A 19,779-nucleotide genomic window follows, 5' to 3' on the forward strand; every position below is an offset into this window, starting at 1 on the left:
CCGGTGTGCCACGTCTACCATGGGCGAATGCCTTCCAACCCTCTGACCTTGACCGCGCCTTCTGGCGGCACCGTTTCGGTGGACACTCCGGTGGTGTTGGCACCGATGGCCGGTGTCACCAATGCCGCTTTCCGTCAGCTGTGTGCCGAGCAGGGGGCAGGGCTCTACGTCTGCGAGATGATCACCTCTCGCGGCCTGGTCCATGGTGACCACAAGACCCACGACATGCTCGCCTTCGCTGACTGCGAGGACGTCCGTTCCGTGCAGCTCTACGGGGTCGACCCCGGAATGGTCGGTGAGGCCACGTCGATCCTGTGCGAGAAGTACAGGGTCAACCATGTCGATCTCAACTTCGGCTGCCCGGTACCGAAGGTCACTCGCAAAGGCGGCGGGGGAGTCCTGCCCTGGAAGCTCGACCGGTTCGCCGCGGTCGTCTCCGCTGCCGTCCAGGCCGGCGACGCCCACGGAGTTCCCGTCACCGTCAAGACCCGTATCGGCATCGACCCCGACCACATCACCTACCTCGACTCTGCCCGCGTCGCCGTCGACTCCGGGGCGGCTGCGGTGTGCCTGCACGCTCGCACCGTCGCCGAGGCCTATGCCGGGCACTCCCACTGGGAGGCCATCGGCGACCTCGTCGAGACCGTCGACGTCCCGGTCATCGGAAACGGCGACATCTGGGAGTCCAGAGACGCCATGGCGATGGTCGAGCAGACCGGATGCGCTGGCGTGGAGGTCGGACGCGGTTGCCTGGGCCGTCCCTGGCTCTTCCGCGACCTGGCAGACGCCTTCGCCGGTCGCGACACGACCACCCTGCCGGCCCTGGGTGAGGTCTGTACGATGATCCGACGTCACGCCGAGTTGCTCGTGAGGTATCAGGGCATCCATGGCCTGGTTGACATGCGAAAGCACATGGCCTGGTACCTCAAGGGTTTTCCAGTGGGTGGGGAGACCCGTCACGCCTTGGGGCAGATCTCCAGCTTCGAGGAACTCGACGCACTGCTGGCCACCCTCGACCACGATGCGCCCTTTCCCGTCAAGGAACTCGGTAAGGCACGTGGCCGCCAGGGCACCCCGCGTCGCAAGGTCGTCATGCCCCACGGTTGGCTGGACTCGCGCACCCTCGACGACGACGATCTGTCGGCCGCCGAGATTGACGCTTCCGGGGGCTGATCCCACCCGGGTCTGGTCCCACGGGCCGAGGTGGGACAGGATGGAACCATGTCCGAAGTGGGAGAACGTGCCCGGGCCTGGGCCCTGACGATGGCCGGTCATCGCGGCGTTGATGACGTCGTCCATGCCCATCCGTCAGGTGGCGTACGAATCGAGGCCGGAGAGGTCGTCGGACGGGAGATTCGGGAGGAGAGGGAGAACCTCCTCCTGCGTCCGGGAGCCACTAGTGCCCACGGCGCAGGGAACCGCGCCATCCCGGAGGAGCCGGATCCCGAGCGGACCTGCTTCGAGCGGGATCGGGACCGGATCGTCCACTCCACGTCTTTCCGGCGACTGGCAGGCAAGACCCAGGTCGTCGTCCATCCCACTGATCACCAGCGCACCCGCCTGACCCACGCCCTCGAGGTGGCCCAGGTGGCTCGATCCATCGCGGCCGGCATCGGAGCTAATGTCACCCTGGCCGACGCCATGGCACTGGGGCACGACTGCGGCCACGGACCGGGAGGTCACGCGTCGGAGCAGGCCTTCGACGCCTTCATCCCGGAGGGTTTCGATCACGGGCCGTGGGGCGCGGACGTCAGTCTGGCGAGTCTCAATCTGTGCGCGGAGACCCTGGACGGCGTCCGTAACCATTCCTGGTCGCGTCCGGCCCCCAGCACCGTCGAGGGGGAGGTCGTCTCGTTCGCCGACCGGATCGCCTATTGCGCCCATGACCTGGAAGACGCTATCAAGGCGGGGATCGTCACCGTCGCGGATCTGCCGCAGGTCGTCGTCGAGGTGGCTGGGACGGATCGGCGCACACAGTTGTCGGTCTTCATCCGGTCCGTCGTCGACACCACCTGCGCAACTGGACGGGTGGGGATGGCAGCCGACGTCGCGGACGCCCTGGCGGCTCTCAGGGCCTTCAACTATGAGCGGATCTACACCAGGCCCGAGTCATTGGGGCAGTCGGAGGCCGTCATCGAGGTTCTGCACGGATTGGTCGCGTACTACCAGGGACACATTGATGATGTGCCGGCCGAATTCCTCGAGACCGATGCCGACCGAATCCATCAGGTCGTGGCATATGTGGGGGGAATGACCGATCAGTTCGCCTTCTCCCGGGCAACCCAGCTGCTGGGATGGGATCGCAGCCGGCTGCCCAAGGGTATGGGCAGGGGTTTCTGACAACTGTCAGGGGGCGTTGATCAGGGTGTTGTCACGGGTGTAGCTTGCCCGCCAGATCATCGGGCAACAGCTTCGCCCTCTTGACCAGTTCGTGCGCCACCACCACGGTGACGGTCTGGCCCGCCAGGATGCCGATGAGGACGAGGGCCTGGGCAGCACCGGCCTGGAGAGCCGAACCGCCACCGAGCAGCACACCGACGAAGGCGCCCGGCAAGGTCACCAGACCGACGGTCGCCGTGCGGTCCACGGTGGGCAACACGGATTCCGTGACGCTCGGTTCGGTCACCAGAGCGATGGCGTCCCGACGCGGGAAACCGACGGCCAGACCAGCCTCGAAGATGCCGATTCCCTCGCGCAGGTCAGCGAAGAAACGGCGGCATGCCAGGGTGTGACCGCTCATGATGTTGCCGATGATGATGCCGGCCACCGGGATGAGGGAAGCGGGGCTGAACGGCGCGCAACCCGTCGCGAAGATGATGAGGAGGACCGGACTCACCCCGGCAAGCATGGCCACCGCGGCCCAGATCCAGGCCTTGCCGACTCCGGAACGATTCGCCGTCGTGCGAACCGCGATGGCGAACATCAGCAGGGTGAACAGGCAAGCAGCCCACAGATGGGCGAGGGCATAGACGAGGATGACGGAGACGATTCCGAGCTGCACGACGGCGCGGATCGACGCGATCACGGACGACTTGGCGATGCCCAGACGTCCAAGGAGTGAGGCGACGACGGCCAGCACGACGAGCATGACCATCGCCAGGGCGAGCTGCCAGGTGGGGTTCACTGTCACGGCGGAAAGTTTGGCACCAATTTGGCCCACCTGCATGCATGGATAGCATGTCCTGCGCAGATGGGTAGGATCGTGGGCATGGCTGGCCGGATCAACGAGGAGGACATCGCGCTGGTCCGGGAACGCGCTCGGATCGACGAGGTCGTCGGCGAATATGTGGCCCTGCGCAATGCCGGCGGCGGTTCCCTGAAGGGGCTGTGCCCCTTCCACGACGAGAAGACGCCCAGTTTCCAGGTGACCCCTTCCCGTGGGCTGTTCTACTGTTTCGGGTGTGGGGAAGGTGGCGACACCATCTCCTTCGTCCAGAAGATCGACAACCTCACCTTCGTCGAGGCCGTCCAGCGTCTCGCCGACAAGGTTGGTGTACAGCTGCGCATCGTCGACGACGGTCGCCCCGGGCTGGAACCAGGTCTACGCATGCAGATCCTGGCCGCCAACGAGGCAGCCGCGGAGTTCTTCCAGGCCCAGATGTCGACGAAGGAAGGTCAGATAGCCCGAGATTTCGTCGCCGGGCGCGGATTCTCCCAGGATGCCGCGGTGCAGTTCGGGATGGGATATGCGCCGCGCGGCGGCCACGTGCTGCGCGACCACCTGTTGGCCAAAGGGTTCACACCCAAGGCCCTCATCGAGTCCGGCCTGGTGCGATCCCAGGGCTGGGACTTCTTCCAGGGACGTGTGCTGTGGCCGATCAAGGATTCCGGAAAATCCGTGCTGGGTTTCGGGGCTCGGCGGGTTTATGACGACGATCGTCTGCCGGCCAAGTACGTCAACACCCCCGAGACCCCGGTCTACAAGAAGTCGCACGTCCTCTATGGCTTGGACATGGCTCGAGCCAACATCGGCAAGAAGAGTCAGGCTGTCATCGTCGAGGGGTACACGGACGTCATGGCGGCGCACCTGTCCGGCATCGACACAGCTGTCGCGGCCTGTGGAACCGCGTTCGGTGAGGACCATGCCCGACTCATCCAACGGCTCATGGGCAACAGCGGTTCCCTCAATGGCGAGGTCATCTTCACCTTTGACGGTGACGCCGCCGGCCAGAAGGCCGCCCTCAAGGTGTTCCGCGGTGACAAGCAGTTCTCCGCCCAGACCTATGTGGCCATAGAGCCCACCGGCCTTGACCCGTGTGACCTTCTCATGCAGCGCGGCCCGGAGGCGGTTCGGGAATTGGTGGCCCGACGGATTCCGCTGTACCGCTACGTCATGGAGAACACGGTCAGCCAGTTCGACCTCGACCGAGCGGATGGACGCGTCGCCGCGGTCAGGGCTGCAGCCCCGCTCGTGACGAGTATTCGTGATCAGTCCTTGGTCGATGGTTATCTGCGCGAGCTCTCCCAGGTGGTGGGTGCCGACATCGATCTGGTGCGTCGTGAGGTGTCCCGTGCCGGCAAGCAACATCATGCCGTGACGGTGGTGCCTCCGCCCCAGCCCCAGCAACCCGCTGGTATCCCGTGGCCCGACCCGGCCGACATCTCGCTGTCCGTGGAGCGCGGATTCCTCAAACTTGTCCTGCAATACCCCGATCTCTTCGACGAGGACTGGGACCAGGTCGAGGTTGAGGACCTGCGTCACCCCGCCTACCAGGCGGTTTTCGAGGCCATCCTGTCAGTGCCTCGTGGTCAGGAGAACTGGGCCGAGGAAGTCGGTAAGGCGACGAGCGACCCGCAGGTGAAACAGCTCGAGGTGGCCCTCCTCGTCGAGCCCATCTTGCGCGAGGAGCCGGACCAGAGCTACGCCGCTGCGTACGCCGCGCGGGTGCGATTGCTGTCCATTACTGACGACATCGCCAACCTCAAGTCTCGCCTGCAACGCACCAACCCGAACCAGGATCGTAAGCTCTACGACGCGATGTTCTCCGACCTGGTGACCCTCGAGGCGCTGCGCAAGAGTCTCATTCTCGCTGGTGGAGCGACCTCGGCCTGATGTGACATCTGTGGACAGCTCATTCGCCGTCCACAGATCACCGCGGAAGGGTTCCACCGTGGCCCGGGGCGAGTCATCGTCAGACCATGAGATACACGGATTTCATCGACGATGTCGTCGCCCTGGACCTTGCCGATGAGCGCGAGCTCTTTCGCAGACTCGATGCCGGGGTGATTGCTGATGCCATCTTGTCCGGACGGTTCCTGGCCACGACACCGGTCACCGTCTCCGAGTTGAACGCGATTTCCGACGACGGAGCAGTAGCCAGGCAGGAGCTCTGGCGACAGATGCTCGCGATGGTGCTCACCCAGGCTCGTCAAGCTGCTGCGACCTATCGATGCAGCGTCGAGGATCTCATCCAGGCCGGCTGCGTGGGGCTGGGAGAGGCGGTCGAGAGGTACGACGAGCGCCGAGGGGCTCGATTCTCGACGGTCGCCTGGACCTGGATCCGTCGTCGTGTCGGCGAGGAGGTTGTCCGCCTGCGTGGCGCCAGGTCCCGGGCCGCGATGAGGGAGTCAGCCGAGGTCGCCCGAGTCGAGGAGGAGTTGACGACGCGGTCCCGGCAGGTGCCGACCAGCGAGGCGATTGCCGAGTGCATGGGCAAGGACGTCATGTGGGTTGAGCAGCGGCGCGCCGAGTGTTGGGAGGTCGACAGCGACGTCCTCGAACACGTGGCGGCCCCACGAGGACGACCAGTCCGTCCGGAACTCCACCTGCTTGCCGTGCTGGCGGGGCAGGAACGGCAAGTCGTGGCATTGCGTCATGGATTCGAGGGAGAACCCATGAGTTTCGAGGCGGTGGGCGAGGAGATGGGGATGTCCGCCTCCAGCGTCCGGCGGATCGAGCAGAGGGCACTGGATCGGCTGCGACGTCATCTGCAGCAGGCTGGGGCGGCGTGACAGGATGGACGCCATGTGGTGGACGAAAGGGCCCAGTTCTGAGGAAATGACCCGAGTGCGAGCCGTACTCGGGTTCGACGACGTCAAGGTGCTCGCCTGCGGGAGAGGAGAGAGGGCGACCGTCATCGCGGTGACGGAGGGGCTCGTCATCCTGACCGACGAGACGGACTCCGCGGTCGCTTGGCACGAGATCGTCCATGGTGGCTGGAATGGCGACACCGCGACGCTGACCTGGGACTTCCTGGACGGATCTGGTGCCTCGGCGGTGTTGGAGAAGCCCGGCAAGATCCCTGAGGTGTTTCGAGCGCGGGTCACCGAGTCGATCGCCGCGACCCGAACCGTTCCGGTGCGTGGCGGAGACGTCCTCGTCGCCGGGCGTGTTCCGGCCGGCCACCTAGCCGTCCCGGAAGGAGCCATCACCTGGACCGCGATGGCTCGGGAGTCCGCCGACCTCGATGACCCCGAGACCCGTCAGAAGGTGTTGGAGGCCACTGACGCTCTCAAGAAGGAGTGGAACTGACGAGGTCGCGCCGTTGCCCAGAACTCGACAAATGCCAACGATTTGTCATCTGGCGAAGAGCGCTGCTAGTGTTTCATTTCGCGCCCGGGGCGCTGATCCCCTGTAGCTCAATTGGCAGAGCATCTGACTGTTAATCAGAGGGTTACTGGTTCGAGTCCAGTCGGGGGAGCGCAGATCATCCCAGATCCGATTTCGGATCTGGGATTTTTCATGCCCAGACAGCATTGAGCATTGACGTTGACGGCGGCCGGTCGGTGATCACCGACCGGCCGCCGTCAACGTCAATGTGTCCGTCTGTCGCTCAGCGACCTTCCAGCTCCGTGAGGAAGTCATCGGCCCAGACGTCGATCGTCTTGTCGAAAACCTGACGACGCATGGAGCGCATCTTGCGGGCCTTGACCCTCGGGGAGTCAGTGAGGGCCTTCATGATCGTGGCCTTCATGCCGTCGATGTCATACGGGTTGACCATGTAGGCCTGCTTGAGCTCTCGAGCGGCACCGGCGAACTCGGAGAGCACCAAGGCCGAGTCGTCGTTGGAGCGGCAGGCGATGTACTCCTTGGCAACGAGGTTCATGCCGTCGCGCACCGGGGTGACGAGCATGAGATCAGCCACCTGGTACATGGCGGCGAGGACTTCACGAGGCACCGACTCGTTGCGGTAGACGAGCGCCCGGTTGGCGATTGTCCCCACCTTCGAGTTGATCTGGCCGACGAGCTGGTTGATGTCGTCGCGCAGGATCTTGTACTCCTCGACGCGCTCACGCGACGGGGTGGCCAGCTGCAGGAAGACGACCTCGTGAGGATCGAGCTTGCCCTCCTTGAACAGCTCTCCGACGGCGCGGATGCGCTGACGAAGACCCTTGGTGTAGTCCAGACGGTCGACGCCGAAGATGATCGTCTCCGGGTTGCCCAGGTCCTCGCGCAACTTCGCAGCCTCGGCCTGCACCTTCTCCGAGGTGGCCAACTCGTGGAATCCACGCGAGTCGATTGAGATCGGGAAGTCGCGAGCAATGACGTCGCGTCCGTCGGGAGTGTGAGCGCGACCGCGAGAGGCCGTGACGCCCGGACGACGCTTGGCCAGGCGCAGGAAGTTCGCGGCTGCACCCGGGGTCTGGAATCCGACGAGGTCGGCCCCCAGCAGACCCTCGACGAGCTCCTCGCGCCACGGCAGACGGCTGTAGAGCTCGATCGGCGGGAACGGAATGTGGAGGAAGAAGCCGATACGCAGGTCGGGGCGCATCTCGCGCAGGTACTTCGGGACGAGGTTGAGCTGGTAATCCTGCACCCACACCGTGGCGCCCTCGGCCGCCAGCTCAGCGCCCTGCTCGGCAAAGCGCTTGTTGACCTTCTGGTAGGCCTCCCACCATTCGCGGTGGAACACCGGCTCGACGACGCAGTCGTGGTACAGCGGCCACAGCGTCGCGTTGGAGAATCCCTCGTAGTACTCCTCGACCTCCTGGGCGCTCAGGGGAATCGGGTGAATGTCGTAGCCGTCATGGTGGAAGGGCTCGACGACCTCGTCGGGAGCACCGTGCCATCCGATCCAGGCGCCACCCTTGCGCTGCATGACCGGCTCAAGCGCCGTCACCAGACCACCGGGGGAGGACTGCCAGCTGACGTTACCCTCATCGTCGACCTTCCGGTCCACGGGTAGGCGGTTTGCGATGACAAGGAAATCAACCTTGTCCTGGACGGTCTCCGACATCTCTGATCACACCTCTCATGGAGGTCCTGCTGCACAGCAGGCCCACTTTCACGCTACCAAGCAGGAGTTTCCGTCCGAGGACGATCCTCGCTATTTGGCGGCTGAGGGCCCGCCATGGGACCGATGTGTGTGACGATGGGGCCATGACTGACCGCCCTGCTCCAACCGAAAAGTCCTGGACCCCTCTCACTGAGGCCGGAAGGGGGATTCTCGACGCTGTCGCCGCCGATCCGAGCTCAGTGCTTCTCGCCCTGGACTTCGATGGCACCCTGGCACCCATCGTCGATGATCCCGCTGACTCGGTGATGGCCCAGGAGTCCCGCGACGCGATGTCGCGGATGGACGGCAAGCTCGCCACCATGGCCATCGTCACTGGCCGAGAGGTCGCCGCAGTGCGACGCATGACGGCTGTCGACGATGTCCCTGGCCTGGAGCACCTGGTCGTCCTGGGGCAGTACGGGGTGGAGCGTTACGACGCCGCATCGGGGGCATTGCGTGATCCTGAGGTGCCGGACTCGGTGCGAATCGCCAAGGGGCGTCTCGAGCAGCTTGCCGAGGAGCTCGGCCAGCAGGATCCCCGTGACGTCGGCTGCCGGATCGAGGACAAGGGCCGCGCCGTCGCCCTGCACACCCGTCGGGCCGCGGATCCCGCTCATGCTCTGGCGAGCGCGGTACCGCGAGTCCGTGAGATCGCCGAGGAGCTCGATCTTCACTGTGAGGACGGCCGCAACATCATCGAGTTGAAGTCCGCCGTCACCACCAAGGCCCAGGCCCTGCGTGAGCTCATCGACGAGGTGGAGCCGCGGGTCGTCATCATGTGTGGCGACGATCTGGGTGACGTCCCGGCCCTGGAGGTCATCTCGGAGTGGATTGGGCAGGGTCACCCCGGTGCACGCGTCGTGAGTTACTCCGACGAACAGCCATCCATGGCCGATCACGCCGACATCATCTGTGACCAGACAGAGGGCGTCTCCTCCCTCCTCAATGCCATCGCAGATCGCGTTTGTTTCACAAAGTGATACGCAATCTCACCTTATAAGACAAAATCGCCTTTTTCTTGAGTCCTCAAGTCAACTGTGCTTGCATGATTTCAGACGCCATTGATGAACGTTGTGGCGCGGCTCCGGGGAGATCCCGGGAAAGCCGGTGAACGCCGTGACGGAATCATCGATCATGGTTCATGAATGGAAGGACGAGAAGGTGAACACACACCGTGTCTGGGGTAATCGTGCCGGTCGATCGGTCATGAGCTCCACCATGATGATGTGTTCGATGTGTCGGTGTTGTTGCTGATATCGATCGCTCATGCGCCGGTCGTGTGAGGTCGTCCGGGCTCTGCGCCTGTGGCAGTCCCCATCCGGGTCAGTTGTGAGCCCACGTCAGCGCACCTCGCATGCGCACCACGTCCATCCCTGAATCCGATCCCATCTGTGTTCTTGGAAAATCCACAATGGTGACGTCGGATTGTTCTGAACGGAATTCTCGATGATTCTTACCGGCTTACTCGTCGGAATTGCTTTCGGCTTTGTTCTGCAACGTGGTCGCTTCTGTGTGACCAATGCCTTTCGTCAGGTGTGGGTTGCCAGGAGCACGACCTGGATCACGGCTTTCCTGCTGGTGATCGCCATTCAGGCCATCGGCGTCACGACGTTGACCCAACTCGGCGTCATCCACCTGTCCTGGAAGCCGCTGCCGTGGCTCGGTGTCATCGTCGGAGGACTGCTCTTCGGCGTTTCGATCGTGCTGGCCGGCGGATGCGCCACCGGAACCTGGTTCCGCAGTGGTGAGGGCCTCGTCGGCTCCTGGATCGCGCTGGTCTTCTATGCCATCGGTGCGGCGGCCATGAAGTATGGCGCCCTGTCGGGGCTCAACCAGTCGGTGCGGTCCCTCAAGGCCCCGGTGACGACGATTTCCGCCCTGGGAATCTCACCCTGGATTCCCACCATCGTGTTGGCCCTTGTCGTCGGAGCCCTGGTGTGGCGGCAACTGCGCAAGCCGGCCCGAAAAGTCGCCACCCTCCCGCCGGAGAAGACCGGCCTCGCACACTGGCTCTTCGAGGCCAAGTGGCATCCGTTCCTCACCGCCGCCCTCATCTCGGTGATCGCGATCATCACCTACCCGCTCGGCGAGGCCACCGGTCGTCACGCCGGACTGGGCATCACCACCCCGACCGGCAACCTGCTGGAGTGGGCGGTGACCGGAGATGCCTCATACGTCGACTGGGGAGTGCTGCTCGTGGTCGGCATCCTCGTCGGCTCCTTCATCGCAGCCAAGGCCTCCGGTGAGTTTCGGGTCCGCGTCCCTGACTCGGCCCAGGTCGTCAAGTCCGTCGCCGGAGGGCTCGGAATGGGAATCGGAGCCAGCTGGGCCGGAGGCTGCACCATCGGCAACGCGATGGTCGAAACTGCACAGTTCAGCTTCCAGGGATGGATCGCCTTCCTCTTCATGTTCCTGGGCGTGGGCCTCGGCACGAAGGTCTTCGTGCTCGGCTTCACCCGACGCAACCCCGCACTGGGGACGCTGCCAACCGCCACCGTCACTGAAGGAGTGTCATGACCACACATGTTCTCGAGACCGGTGGGCAGGTGTGCCCGTTCCCGCTGGTCGAGGCCCAGAAGGCCATCGCCGGGCTGCCAGTCGGAGATCGTCTGACGATCAACTTCGACTGCACCCAGGCCACCGAATCCATCCCGGAATGGGCTGCCACGGCCGGTTATCCGGTCACCGGCTTCCGGAAGGTGGGTGATGCCGGCTGGACGATAACCGTCGAAAAGGCATGACCCGCATCAACCTACGCACACAGAGATTTTCCGAACACCCATGGACTTGAATCTCAATCGAAAGGACTGACACCATGACGACGATCGCCAACGACATCACCGAGCTCATCGGCCACACTCCGCTGGTCAAGATCAACAAGCTCTTCCCGGACTCCCAGGCCACCGTGTTGGCCAAGCTGGAGTTCTACAACCCGGCCTCCAGCGTCAAGGACCGCATCGCCAAGTCGATCATTGACGCGGCCGAGGCATCTGGACAACTCAAGCCCGGCGGCACCATCGTCGAGGCCACCTCTGGAAACACCGGCGTCGGCCTGGCCCTCGTCGGCGCGGCTCGCGGCTACAAGGTCATCATCACCATGCCCGAGACCATGTCCAAGGAGCGTCGCGCCATCATTCGTCTGCTGGGTGCCGAGCTCGTGCTCACCCCGGGTGCTGATGGAGTTCCGGGGGCCAACGCCAAGGCCGCCGAAATTGTCAAGGAGACCCCTGGTGCCATCCTGGCCAGCCAGTTCGACAACCCGGCCAACCCTGAGGTTCATCATGATGCCACCGGCGAGGAGATCTGGAACGACACCGAGGGCAAGGTTGACGCCATCGTCGCCGGCATCGGCACCGGTGGCACCATCTCCGGTGCCGGCAAGTACCTCAAGGAGAAGAACCCCGAGGTGAAGACCTTCGGCGCCGAGCCCGCCGAGTCCCCGGTCATCACCAAGGGAGAGAAGGCGCCGCACAAGATCCAGGGCTGGGGCCCGGGCTTCGTGCCGGAGAACCTCGACAAGTCCGTCGTCGACGAGATCCTGCTCGTCCCTGGTGACGACGCCATTGCTCTCGCCCGCCGTGCCGCCGCCGAGGAGGGCATCATCACCGGCATCTCCGGTGGTGGCGCTCTGCAGGCCGCTGGCCAGGTCGCGGCCCGTCCGGAGTTCGCCGGCAAGACGATCGTCGTCGTCATCGCCGACACCGGTGAGCGCTACCTGTCGACCGCTCTCTTCGAGGGCCTCGTCGACTGACGGCTCATTCGCGGATCGGCCGGTACCCCACCGGGGTGCCGGCCGATTTGCGTCACGGACCGGTGCGGTCGGCGACCACCCGAGCGATCGTCGTCAAGGCCATTGCCAGGGTGTCGTCGTCGTGGCTTCCGAAACCCAGCACGATCCCAGCCGCGTCGGCGTCAGCTGATCCCCAGTAGGTCGACAGGGGAGTGACGCCGACCCCTTCGTGACGACACTGTCTGACGACGTCCTCCTCGGACCCGTCGAAGAGCAACACGGCATGCAACCCACCGTCGATCGGCTGCAAGGTCGCACCTGGCACCGACCCGAGAATGTCGATGACGGTGTGGCGACGGCGTCGGTACACCTGGCGCATCCGCTGGGTGCGACGCCGTAATGCCCCGGTCGACAGGTAGTCGGCGACGGCCTCCTGGACAATGGCGGGAACAGGCTGCCCGGTAGCCTGACGCTGTTCGGCGAAAGGGTCCATCAAGTCGGGCGGGATCACCAGATAACCACACCCCAAGGCGGGGGTCAGTACCGACGAGAAGGTACCCAGCAAGATGGTGTGTTCCTCGTCCAAGGACGCCAACGCCGGAAGGGGAGCGCCGACGTGACGCAGCTCGGAGTCGAAGTCATCCTCGACAATCCAGCAATTCGCCCTCTCGGCCCACTCGATGACGGCAGCCCGACGACTCGCCGACAACGATCCTCCCCAGGGGTACTGATGGCTCGGGGTGATGAGCACCGCATCCAGATTCGTCGCGTCACTTCCGGTGGGAAGGCCCTCCGGGTCAAGTCCGTGGTCATCAGTCGGCAGCCCGACGATGCGATGGCCAAGCGCCGTCGGCACCTTCCTCAAGCTGGGGTACCCAGGGCTCTCGACCCCGACCATCAGGTGTCTGGACCTGTCACAGAGCACCTGGATGAGCTCGGCCAGTCCGGCGCGGGCACCACCGGTGACGACGACTTGGCGCGGATCGGCGAGCAGGCTTCGCATCTGACGTAGGTGCTCGGCGATTTCATGACGCAGCCGAGGGGACCCCAACGGATCGGTGATCCGGCGCGGTTGGACGCAGGCGCGATGCCAGGCTGACCGCCAGGCTGAGTTCGCCAATCCAGCCGTGTCAGGTGCTCCCGGCGTCAGATCGATTCCGTGGCGATGGTGAGGGGACGGGGACGGAGTCGGCGTCGTGGAGCGCCGATGGAGACCTCGCAGATCAGGGTTGACCTGGGTGCCCGACCCGCTCGCTGCGACGAGGTATCCCTCAGCCTCCAGCTGTTCGTAGGAGGCGACGACCGTGCCGCGGGACACCCCGAGTTGGGCGGACAAGGCCCTGGTACTTGGCAGATGGTCTCCCGGGGCCAGCACCCCGTCCATGATGAGACTGCGCACCCCCTCGCAGATCCGCACCGGGAGCGGCCGGGAATCCTGAGGAAGATCCAGCGGGACGTCGACGACGAGATCCGGTCTCATCTCGTCCATCCGAGAAGTGGTCCAACAGAAGTGGTCATATATGGATCTTGTCATGAACCACAATCGTCGATTCGATGAGGTACATGACTGAGAATGCAACTACCACTGGGACCACGCGGGTCAAGCGTGGACTGGCCGACATGCTCAAGGGCGGCGTCATCATGGACGTCGTCACCCCCGAGCAGGCGAGGATCGCCGAGGATGCCGGAGCCTGCGCCGTTATGGCCCTGGAACGTGTCCCTGCCGACATCCGCGCCCAGGGCGGAGTGGCCCGGATGAGTGATCCCGATCTCATCGAGGGAATCATCGACGCCGTCTCCATCCCCGTCATGGCCAAGGCTCGTATCGGCCACTTCGTCGAGGCCCAGGTGTTGGAATCCCTCAAGGTGGACTTCATTGACGAGTCCGAGGTGCTCAGCCCGGCTGACTACGCCAATCATATCGACAAGTGGGCCTTTGACGTCCCCTTCGTCTGCGGCGCCACCAACCTGGGTGAGGCCCTGCGTCGCATCACCGAGGGCGCCGCCATGATCCGCTCCAAGGGTGAGGCCGGCACCGGTGACGTCTCGGAGGCCGTCCGCCACCTGCGCACCATCCGAGCCGAGATGGCACGTCTGAGCAGCATGTCTCCTGACGAGCTCTATGTCGCCGCCAAGGAACTGCAGGCCCCATACGATCTCGTCGCCGAGGTGGCTCGTACGGGTGAGCTCCCGGTGGTGCTCTTCGTTGCCGGTGGTGTGGCGACTCCTGCTGACGCCGCCCTCGTCATGCAGATGGGCGCCCAAGGTGTCTTCGTCGGGTCTGGCATCTTCAAGTCCGGCAATCCTGCTGCCCGCGCCGCTGCCATCGTCAAGGCCACCACCGCCTACGACGATCCCGACACCATCGCCGAGGTCTCCCGCGGACTGGGCGAGGCCATGGTGGGCATCAATGTCGCCGACGTCCCGGCGCCGCACCGTCTGGCCGAGCGGGGTTGGTGAGGTGGCTCCACTCATTGGGGTCGTCGCCCTGCAAGGCGGATTCGCTGAGCACATCGAGGTTCTCGAATCCCTCGGCGCGACGACCCGTCGAGTCCGTCGGGAGGCTGATCTTGACGGACTCGACGGGATCGTCCTGCCCGGTGGGGAGTCGACGGTCATCGACAAGCTGATGAGATCCTTCGGTCTCGCCGACCCGCTGCGAGAAGCCATCACCGTAGGCCTTCCGGTGCTGGCCACCTGTGCAGGTCTCGTCGTGCTGGCGGCAGAGGTGGAGGACGCCGCCACAGGCCAGCAGACTCTCGGACGGCTCGACGTCACCGTGCGTCGTAATGCGTTCGGATCCCAGCTCGACTCCTTCGAGGGACATCTGGACATCAATGGGGTGGGCGAGGGGATCCCCGCCACCTTCATTCGCGCTCCGATCGTCACCCGTAGCGGGCCTGAGGTCGAGGTCATCTCGACGCTGCCCGACGATGCCGGCGAGGCGGGTGGGGCCATCGTCGGTGTCAGGCAGGGGAACATCCTCGCCCTGTCCTTCCATCCCGAGGAGACGACGGATGATCGGGTGCACCGACGGTGGCTCGACGAGCTGCAGGAGGGGTCTCCAGGCCGTCGGGACGGCCAATTCCACCCCCTCCTGAACACTGTTCAAGGGTGACGGCTAGCATTCCTCGCTGTGAGTCTTGAACAGCATCTTCTCGAATACGACAGACGTCATGTCTGGCACCCCTATGCTCCGACGGTCGGGGCCGATCCGATGCTTGCCGTCACGGCCGCCGACGGGGTCCGGTTGCAGCTCCATGACGGGGAACACCGCTACGAGGTCATTGATGGCATGGCCTCGTGGTGGTGCCAGATCCATGGTTACCGCAACCCTGTCCTCGACGAGGCCGTGAGCCGTCAGAGTTCCCAGTTCAGCCATGTGATGTTCGGTGGGCTCACCCACCAGGCAGCCGTCGACGCCGTCAAGGCCCTCGTCGACCTCGCCCCGGAACCGTTGGATCGGGTCTTCCTGGCCGACTCCGGCTCGGTGGGTGTCGAGGTGAGCCTCAAATTGGCTCGTCAGGTGCAAATTGCGCGCACTGCTGCGCGTGGCGGTACCCTCACCCGTACTCGTATCGCCGCCCTGCGTGGTGCCTACCACGGAGACACCCTCGGTGCCATGAGCGTGTGCGACCCGGTCGGCGGCATGCACGCCATGTTCTCCGACTCGATTCCCCGGCAGCTCTTCCTGCCTCGCCCGCCCTCCTTCGATGCCGATGTCGATGCCGTCGAGACCTGGTGCGACCAGACCGATGATATTGTCGACGCCCACCGCGACGAGCTGGCCGGCATCATCGTCGAGCCGATCCTGCAGGGGGCGGGCGGCATGTGGCCGTGGTCTCCGGCATGTCTGAAGCACCTCCGCCAGCGCGCTGACGATCTGGACCTCGTTCTCATCGCTGACGAGGTCGCCACCGGATTCGGTCGTACCGGAAAGCTCTTCGCCTGTGAGTGGGCCGACATCGTCCCCGACATCATGGTCGTCGGGAAGTCCATGACCGGCGGGTACATGACCCAGTCGGCCGTGCTGTGCTCCGACGAGCTCGCCACCGAGGTCAGTCGAGGCCCGGGCGGGTCCCTCATGCACGGGCCGACCTTCATGGGCAACCCACTGGCCAGCGCTGTCACCGCGGCCAGCCTGGGCATCGTCGCCCAGGGCGGATGGCAGGACGATGTCGCCCGGATCAACGAGGTCATGTCCCGCGAGCTGACCCCGCTGCGGGACCTCGACGGTGTCACCGACGTGCGCGTCTTCGGAGCCATCGCAGCTGTTCAGGTCGACAGCCCGATCGCCATGAGACGAGCCACCCGTACCGCCGTCGAGAACCAGGTGTGGTTGCGCCCCTTCCGCGACCTCGTCTACGCCATGCCGCCCTACATCTGCACCGAGGACGACCTGGTGGGGATGGCTGCCGGAATGCGGGCAGTCGTCACCGATCAGCTGACACACACGTCATTGGAGGAGTCATGAAGATCACCGATCTGGACGGAATCGTCATCGTCACCGGAACCGACACCGATGCCGGCAAGACCGTCACGACGGCCGTCATCGCCTCGGCCCTGAAGCAGGCCGGCAAGGACGTCCTCATCGTCAAGCCCTACCAAACCGGTTTGGCCCCCGAGGAACCCGGCGACGTCCATGACGCAGGACGTCTGGCAGGAATTGATTCCGAGAATCTGCTCGAGTACGCGCGCTGTCCTGAGCCGCTGGCCCCGACGACGTCGGCTGCCCGCGCTGGGATGACGATTCCTTCCATCGAGGAGGTCGCGGCGCGAGTCCTTGTCGACTCCGACGGTTACGACGTCACTCTCGTCGAAGGCGCAGGGGGAGTTCTCGTCGGTCTGGACAACGACGGAGCCGGTGTCCTCGATCTCATGGATTCCCTGGCACGCCGTGGACACGAGCCCCACGTGGTCGTCGCGACCCGCTCGGTGCTGGGCACCCTCAACCACACCGGACTGACCTGCAATGCGATCCGCGATCGCGGCCACCAGGTCGACGCCATCATCATCGGGTCCTGGCCGGCCGAGCCCGACCTGGCCGAGAGGTGCAACCTCGAGGAGATCGAGGATGCTGCCGGAGCCCCATTGGCTGGAGTCATTCCGGCCGGCATTGGGAAAGACCCCGGCGCCGTTCAGCGGACGGCCCTGACACTGGGAGAAACTCAGTGAGCGTAACCCTCGCCCCCGACTCCCAGTTGGAGGACCTGGGCTACCAGCCCAGTCTGAACCGTCAGCTTCCCCTCGGTTCGCTGTTGGTCTACGGACTGCTCTTCTTCGTCCCGATGGCCCCGGTCGCCGTCTTCGGCCCGGTGGTTAACCGCTCCGGTGGGGTACCGGTGCTGGTGTACCTGGTGGCCGCTGCCGTCATGGGACTCTCGGCCATCAGCTATCGCGAGATGGCCCTGCGCTTTCCAGTTGCCGGATCGGTGTACGGGTACACCCGGTTCTCCCTGGGGCGATTCCCCGGGTTCATCGCCGGATGGCTCATCCTGCTTGACTACATCCTCATGCCTTCCTTGTTGACGGTGCTCTCGGCCGTCGCCCTGGCCCACATCTGGCCCAGCGTCCCGACGGGAATCTTCGCCGTGGTCTTCGTGCTGGCCTCCATGGCCCTCAACCTGCAAGGGGCGACGGTCACCACCCGGGTTGGCCTCGTCCTGCTGGCCATCCAGTTGGTGACGATCGCCGTCTTCCTGGTGTGCGTCGGGCAAGGGTTGGCCAGTGGCGACGTGGCGTGGAGTTGGCATGCCCTGTGGCGTCCGGGGACGTCGTGGGTGTCGGTGGCCTCGGCGGTGTCCATAGCCGCGCTGAGCTACCTCGGTTTCGACGCTGTCGCCACCCTGAACGAGGAGGCCCGTGGGGGAGGCCGAGCCGTCGGCATCGTCACCCTCCTCCTCGTCGGCCTGCTCGCCGTCCTCTTCGGGGTGCAGGTGTTGGCCGCCGGTCTGGTCTCTGACACCATGCACTTCGCTCCCGGCGGGGCGACCGATCGGGCCTTCTACCGCACCGTCGATCAGGTGTGCCCGGGCTGGTTCACCTCGATCTTCACCGTCGTCAATGCCTTCGTCGCCATCTTCGCCTGCCTGGTCGTCGCCCATTCGTCGACGGCCCGGCTGGTCTTCGCCATGGCTCGTGACAAGGTGATGCCCTCGGTGCTCTCGCGCACCAGTTCCAAGGGTGTGCCGTGGGTGGCCACCGTTGTCGTCGCCACCGTCACCGTCATCCTGGCCGTCACCTTCGCCTCCCACGTCGAGACGATGACGACCCTGGTGACCTTCGGTGCGCTGTCGAGCTACGTCTTCCTGCATGCTGACGTCATTGCCCAGTGCGTGTTCAAGGAGGGCTCACGCAAGTGGATGCGTCACCTCGTCGTCCCGATCCTGGGTGCCCTGACCCTGCTCATCGCCCTGGCGAAGACCGAGGAGATGACGCGGATCGTGGGCCTCAGCTGGCTCGCGGCTGGTGTCATTGGTGCGATCATCGCTCGGGCGCACAGGTCACGTCAGGCTGGGAAACTGGCCTCACATCAGGCGTAATTCCGCCCCGAAGAGGCCGCTTATCGCCCACACCGCGCACACCGAGACGAGGATGCTCGCGGGAACGGTGAGCAGGCCCAGCCGGGTGAATCTGCCGATGGGGGCAGGTCGGTCATGTTCGCCGATGATGCGACGCCACAAGAGGGTGGCCAGGGATCCGGCGTAGCTGAGGTTGGGGCCGATGTTGACCCCGATGAGCATGGCCAGCACTGCGACCCACCCGGCGGGGGAGACGAAGGGCAGAAGAACCATCACTGCGGGCAGGTTGTTGATGAGGTTCGACAACAGAGCCGCGATGACGGCGACGGCCAGCAGGCTGAGCAAGGTCTGGCCGGAGGGGACGAGACGGTCGATAAGGTCCCCCAGCCCGTTGCCGACGACGGCCTCGACGATGATTCCCAGGCACAGGACGAAGGCCAGAAAAAGGGGCTTGGTTGCGCGCAGGGCGCGTCCGGCCTCGACTGCGAAGTTCCCGCTGTGACGGACGAGCCTCAGCACCATCAAGGCGAGGACGCCTCCCAGAGCAGCCCAGAAAGGTTCGGCCCCCAGCAGCGAGCACACCGCGAATCCGGCCAAGGTGAGTCCGAGGATGATGAGAGCTGCGATCGGGGCGGGTTGCTGCTTTTCGACCTCTGCGGTGACCTTTCCGGAGAGTTCCTCGCGGAACTCGATGTGCATCGCCAACCATTCGATGCTGATGGACAACAGCCATGGCAGGGCCATGACGGCGGTGAAGCGTCCGAAGGTGAGTTCGGGCACGGCTGCCACCGCTAGCAGGTTCGTGAGGTTGGACACCGGCAGCAACAGGGACGCCGTATTGGCCAGATGTGCGGTGGCGTACAGGTGTGGTTCAGGTCGGGCCTCGAGTCGTCTCGTCGTCGTCAGGACGATCGGTGTCAGCAGGACGATGGTGGCGTCGAGGCTGAGAACCGCCGTCGTTACCGACGCCACGATGAAGACCCACAATAGAAGACGATTCGAGGAGGATTTTGCGTGGGTGGCCATGAGCTCGCCGGAGTAGCGGAAGACCCCTTCGGCTCGGGCAAGCTCGGACAGGGCGAGGACTGCTGCCAAGAAGATGACGGTAGGTCCCATGGTGGTGACCTGGTGGCCGGCATCGGACCAACTGATGGTTCCGACGAGGCACAGCAGCAGAACTCCCGGCACCGCGGTCGTTGCCTCCGGCAGACCGTGCGGACGGACGAGGGCGAAGATCATCACGGTGACGAGGACCACCACGCCGAGTGTCTCAGCCAACCACAACGTCACTGCTGAATGCTATCAAAAGGCG

At 64.8% G+C, this 19,779-nt stretch carries 17 protein-coding genes, 1 tRNA gene and 2 pseudogenes; 15 read left to right on the forward strand and 5 right to left on the reverse strand.

Going from position 1 to position 19,779, the window contains the following annotated elements; all coding sequences use genetic code 11:
• Positions 1-27 precede the first annotated feature (27 nt).
• Together dusB and ACP8ML_RS04810 are read left to right on the forward strand one after the other, a co-directional pair.
• Complete coding sequence (gene dusB, locus ACP8ML_RS04805) at positions 28-1,173, forward strand: tRNA dihydrouridine synthase DusB (RefSeq protein WP_270235925.1); 1,146 nt, start codon at positions 28-30, stop codon at positions 1,171-1,173.
• Positions 1,174-1,221: 48 nt separating this feature from the next.
• Entirely contained in the window at positions 1,222-2,340 is a 1,119-nt protein-coding gene (locus ACP8ML_RS04810; protein ID WP_117189558.1) for an HD domain-containing protein, read from the forward strand.
• Positions 2,341-2,371: 31 nt separating this feature from the next.
• Here ACP8ML_RS04810 and ACP8ML_RS04815 read toward each other — a convergent pair whose 3' ends face one another.
• Complete coding sequence (locus ACP8ML_RS04815; RefSeq protein WP_117189559.1) at positions 2,372-3,166, reverse strand: ABC transporter permease; 795 nt, start codon at positions 3,164-3,166, stop codon at positions 2,372-2,374.
• 24 nt (positions 3,167-3,190) lie between these two features.
• Between ACP8ML_RS04815 and dnaG the strand changes: the two genes are divergently transcribed.
• The 4 genes from dnaG (at position 3,191) to ACP8ML_RS04835 (ending at position 6,641) form a co-directional block, all read left to right on the forward strand.
• Positions 3,191-5,053: a DNA primase gene (gene dnaG / locus ACP8ML_RS04820; protein ID WP_171048638.1), complete on the forward strand. Its 1,863-nt coding sequence runs from the start codon at positions 3,191-3,193 to the stop codon at positions 5,051-5,053.
• A gap of 86 nt (positions 5,054-5,139) precedes the next feature.
• A complete protein-coding gene (locus tag ACP8ML_RS04825; protein ID WP_016667450.1) occupies positions 5,140-5,952 on the forward strand; it encodes a sigma-70 family RNA polymerase sigma factor in 813 nt (270 codons plus the stop codon).
• Between the two features lie 4 nt (positions 5,953-5,956).
• Positions 5,957-6,472 (forward strand): hypothetical protein, encoded by a 516-nt coding sequence (locus ACP8ML_RS04830; protein ID WP_171048639.1) that lies wholly within the window; start codon positions 5,957-5,959, stop codon positions 6,470-6,472.
• Positions 6,473-6,568: 96 nt separating this feature from the next.
• Positions 6,569-6,641: transfer RNA gene (locus ACP8ML_RS04835), tRNA-Asn, on the forward strand.
• 132 nt (positions 6,642-6,773) lie between these two features.
• Here the strand turns inward: ACP8ML_RS04835 and ACP8ML_RS04840 are convergent.
• The gene (locus ACP8ML_RS04840) at positions 6,774-8,177 is read right to left on the reverse strand and encodes an alpha,alpha-trehalose-phosphate synthase (UDP-forming) (RefSeq protein WP_065672627.1); all 1,404 of its coding nucleotides are present in this window, start codon (positions 8,175-8,177) and stop codon (positions 6,774-6,776) included.
• Between the two features lie 125 nt (positions 8,178-8,302).
• Between ACP8ML_RS04840 and otsB the strand changes: the two genes are divergently transcribed.
• Complete coding sequence (gene otsB / locus ACP8ML_RS04845) at positions 8,303-9,196, forward strand: trehalose-phosphatase (protein ID WP_462552499.1); 894 nt, start codon at positions 8,303-8,305, stop codon at positions 9,194-9,196.
• A gap of 180 nt (positions 9,197-9,376) precedes the next feature.
• Here otsB and ACP8ML_RS04850 read toward each other — a convergent pair.
• Positions 9,377-9,473 (reverse strand): annotated as a pseudogene (locus tag ACP8ML_RS04850) (kinetochore protein); the annotation flags it as partial.
• 255 nt (positions 9,474-9,728) lie between these two features.
• Here ACP8ML_RS04850 and ACP8ML_RS04855 point away from each other — a divergent pair.
• The 3 genes from ACP8ML_RS04855 to cysK all read left to right on the forward strand — a co-directional run bounded on the left by ACP8ML_RS04855 (position 9,729) and on the right by cysK (position 11,967).
• Positions 9,729-10,733 carry a YeeE/YedE family protein gene (locus tag ACP8ML_RS04855; protein WP_249361287.1) on the forward strand — a complete coding sequence of 335 codons (1,005 nt, stop codon included), beginning with the start codon at positions 9,729-9,731 and terminating at the stop codon, positions 10,731-10,733.
• A complete protein-coding gene (locus ACP8ML_RS04860; protein WP_117189563.1) occupies positions 10,730-10,957 on the forward strand; it encodes a sulfurtransferase TusA family protein in 228 nt (75 codons plus the stop codon). Before ACP8ML_RS04855 ends, ACP8ML_RS04860 begins: the two co-directional genes overlap by 4 nt.
• Positions 10,958-11,031: 74 nt before the next feature.
• On the forward strand, positions 11,032-11,967 hold the full coding sequence (cysK, locus tag ACP8ML_RS04865; RefSeq protein WP_016667456.1) for a cysteine synthase A: 936 nt from the start codon (positions 11,032-11,034) through the stop codon (positions 11,965-11,967).
• 52 nt (positions 11,968-12,019) lie between these two features.
• Here cysK and pdxR read toward each other — a convergent pair whose 3' ends face one another.
• The gene (gene pdxR, locus ACP8ML_RS04870) at positions 12,020-13,426 is read right to left on the reverse strand and encodes a MocR-like pyridoxine biosynthesis transcription factor PdxR (RefSeq protein WP_171048645.1); all 1,407 of its coding nucleotides are present in this window, start codon (positions 13,424-13,426) and stop codon (positions 12,020-12,022) included.
• Positions 13,427-13,509: 83 nt separating this feature from the next.
• Between pdxR and pdxS the strand changes: the two genes are divergently transcribed.
• The 5 genes from pdxS to ACP8ML_RS04895 are packed head-to-tail and all read left to right on the forward strand — an operon-like array spanning position 13,510 to position 18,488.
• Positions 13,510-14,406, forward strand: coding sequence for a pyridoxal 5'-phosphate synthase lyase subunit PdxS (gene pdxS, locus ACP8ML_RS04875; RefSeq protein WP_081302560.1), 897 nt, complete (start codon positions 13,510-13,512; stop codon positions 14,404-14,406).
• Positions 14,357-15,064, forward strand: coding sequence for a pyridoxal 5'-phosphate synthase glutaminase subunit PdxT (gene pdxT / locus ACP8ML_RS04880; protein WP_117189565.1), 708 nt, complete (start codon positions 14,357-14,359; stop codon positions 15,062-15,064). The genes pdxS and pdxT overlap by 50 nt, the downstream gene beginning before the upstream one ends.
• Before the next feature lie 18 nt (positions 15,065-15,082).
• Entirely contained in the window at positions 15,083-16,420 is a 1,338-nt protein-coding gene (gene bioA / locus ACP8ML_RS04885) for an adenosylmethionine--8-amino-7-oxononanoate transaminase (RefSeq protein ID WP_063279690.1), read from the forward strand.
• A complete protein-coding gene (bioD, locus tag ACP8ML_RS04890; protein WP_016667461.1) occupies positions 16,417-17,121 on the forward strand; it encodes a dethiobiotin synthase in 705 nt (234 codons plus the stop codon). The genes bioA and bioD overlap by 4 nt, the downstream gene beginning before the upstream one ends.
• Complete coding sequence (locus ACP8ML_RS04895) at positions 17,118-18,488, forward strand: APC family permease (RefSeq protein WP_063279691.1); 1,371 nt, start codon at positions 17,118-17,120, stop codon at positions 18,486-18,488. Before bioD ends, ACP8ML_RS04895 begins: the two co-directional genes overlap by 4 nt.
• Positions 18,489-18,504: 16 nt before the next feature.
• Here ACP8ML_RS04895 and ACP8ML_RS04900 read toward each other — a convergent pair.
• Positions 18,505-19,706 (reverse strand): annotated as a pseudogene (locus tag ACP8ML_RS04900) (SLC13 family permease); the annotation flags it as partial.
• Between the last annotated feature and the right edge of the window lie 73 nt (positions 19,707-19,779).

Source organism: Cutibacterium sp. LaCa_255, from assembly GCF_057458005.1.

Bases quoted from the DNA above. Each gene is read 5' to 3' on its own strand.
- dusB (WP_270235925.1), top strand. From the start codon at position 28: ATGCCTTCCAACCCTCTGACCTTGACCGCGCCTTCTGGCGGCACCGTT.
- ACP8ML_RS04825 (WP_016667450.1), top strand. From the start codon at position 5,140: ATGAGATACACGGATTTCATCGACGATGTCGTCGCCCTGGACCTTGCC.
- pdxT (WP_117189565.1), top strand. From the start codon at position 14,357: ATGTCGCCGACGTCCCGGCGCCGCACCGTCTGGCCGAGCGGGGTTGGT.
- ACP8ML_RS04860 (WP_117189563.1), top strand. From the start codon at position 10,730: ATGACCACACATGTTCTCGAGACCGGTGGGCAGGTGTGCCCGTTCCCG.
- pdxR (WP_171048645.1), bottom strand. From the start codon at position 13,426: ATGAGACCGGATCTCGTCGTCGACGTCCCGCTGGATCTTCCTCAGGAT.
- dnaG (WP_171048638.1), top strand. From the start codon at position 3,191: ATGGGTAGGATCGTGGGCATGGCTGGCCGGATCAACGAGGAGGACATC.
- ACP8ML_RS04840 (WP_065672627.1), bottom strand. From the start codon at position 8,177: ATGTCGGAGACCGTCCAGGACAAGGTTGATTTCCTTGTCATCGCAAAC.
- ACP8ML_RS04810 (WP_117189558.1), top strand. From the start codon at position 1,222: ATGTCCGAAGTGGGAGAACGTGCCCGGGCCTGGGCCCTGACGATGGCC.
- ACP8ML_RS04815 (WP_117189559.1), bottom strand. From the start codon at position 3,166: ATGCAGGTGGGCCAAATTGGTGCCAAACTTTCCGCCGTGACAGTGAAC.
- ACP8ML_RS04830 (WP_171048639.1), top strand. From the start codon at position 5,957: ATGGACGCCATGTGGTGGACGAAAGGGCCCAGTTCTGAGGAAATGACC.
- pdxS (WP_081302560.1), top strand. From the start codon at position 13,510: ATGACTGAGAATGCAACTACCACTGGGACCACGCGGGTCAAGCGTGGA.
- cysK (WP_016667456.1), top strand. From the start codon at position 11,032: ATGACGACGATCGCCAACGACATCACCGAGCTCATCGGCCACACTCCG.
- bioD (WP_016667461.1), top strand. From the start codon at position 16,417: ATGAAGATCACCGATCTGGACGGAATCGTCATCGTCACCGGAACCGAC.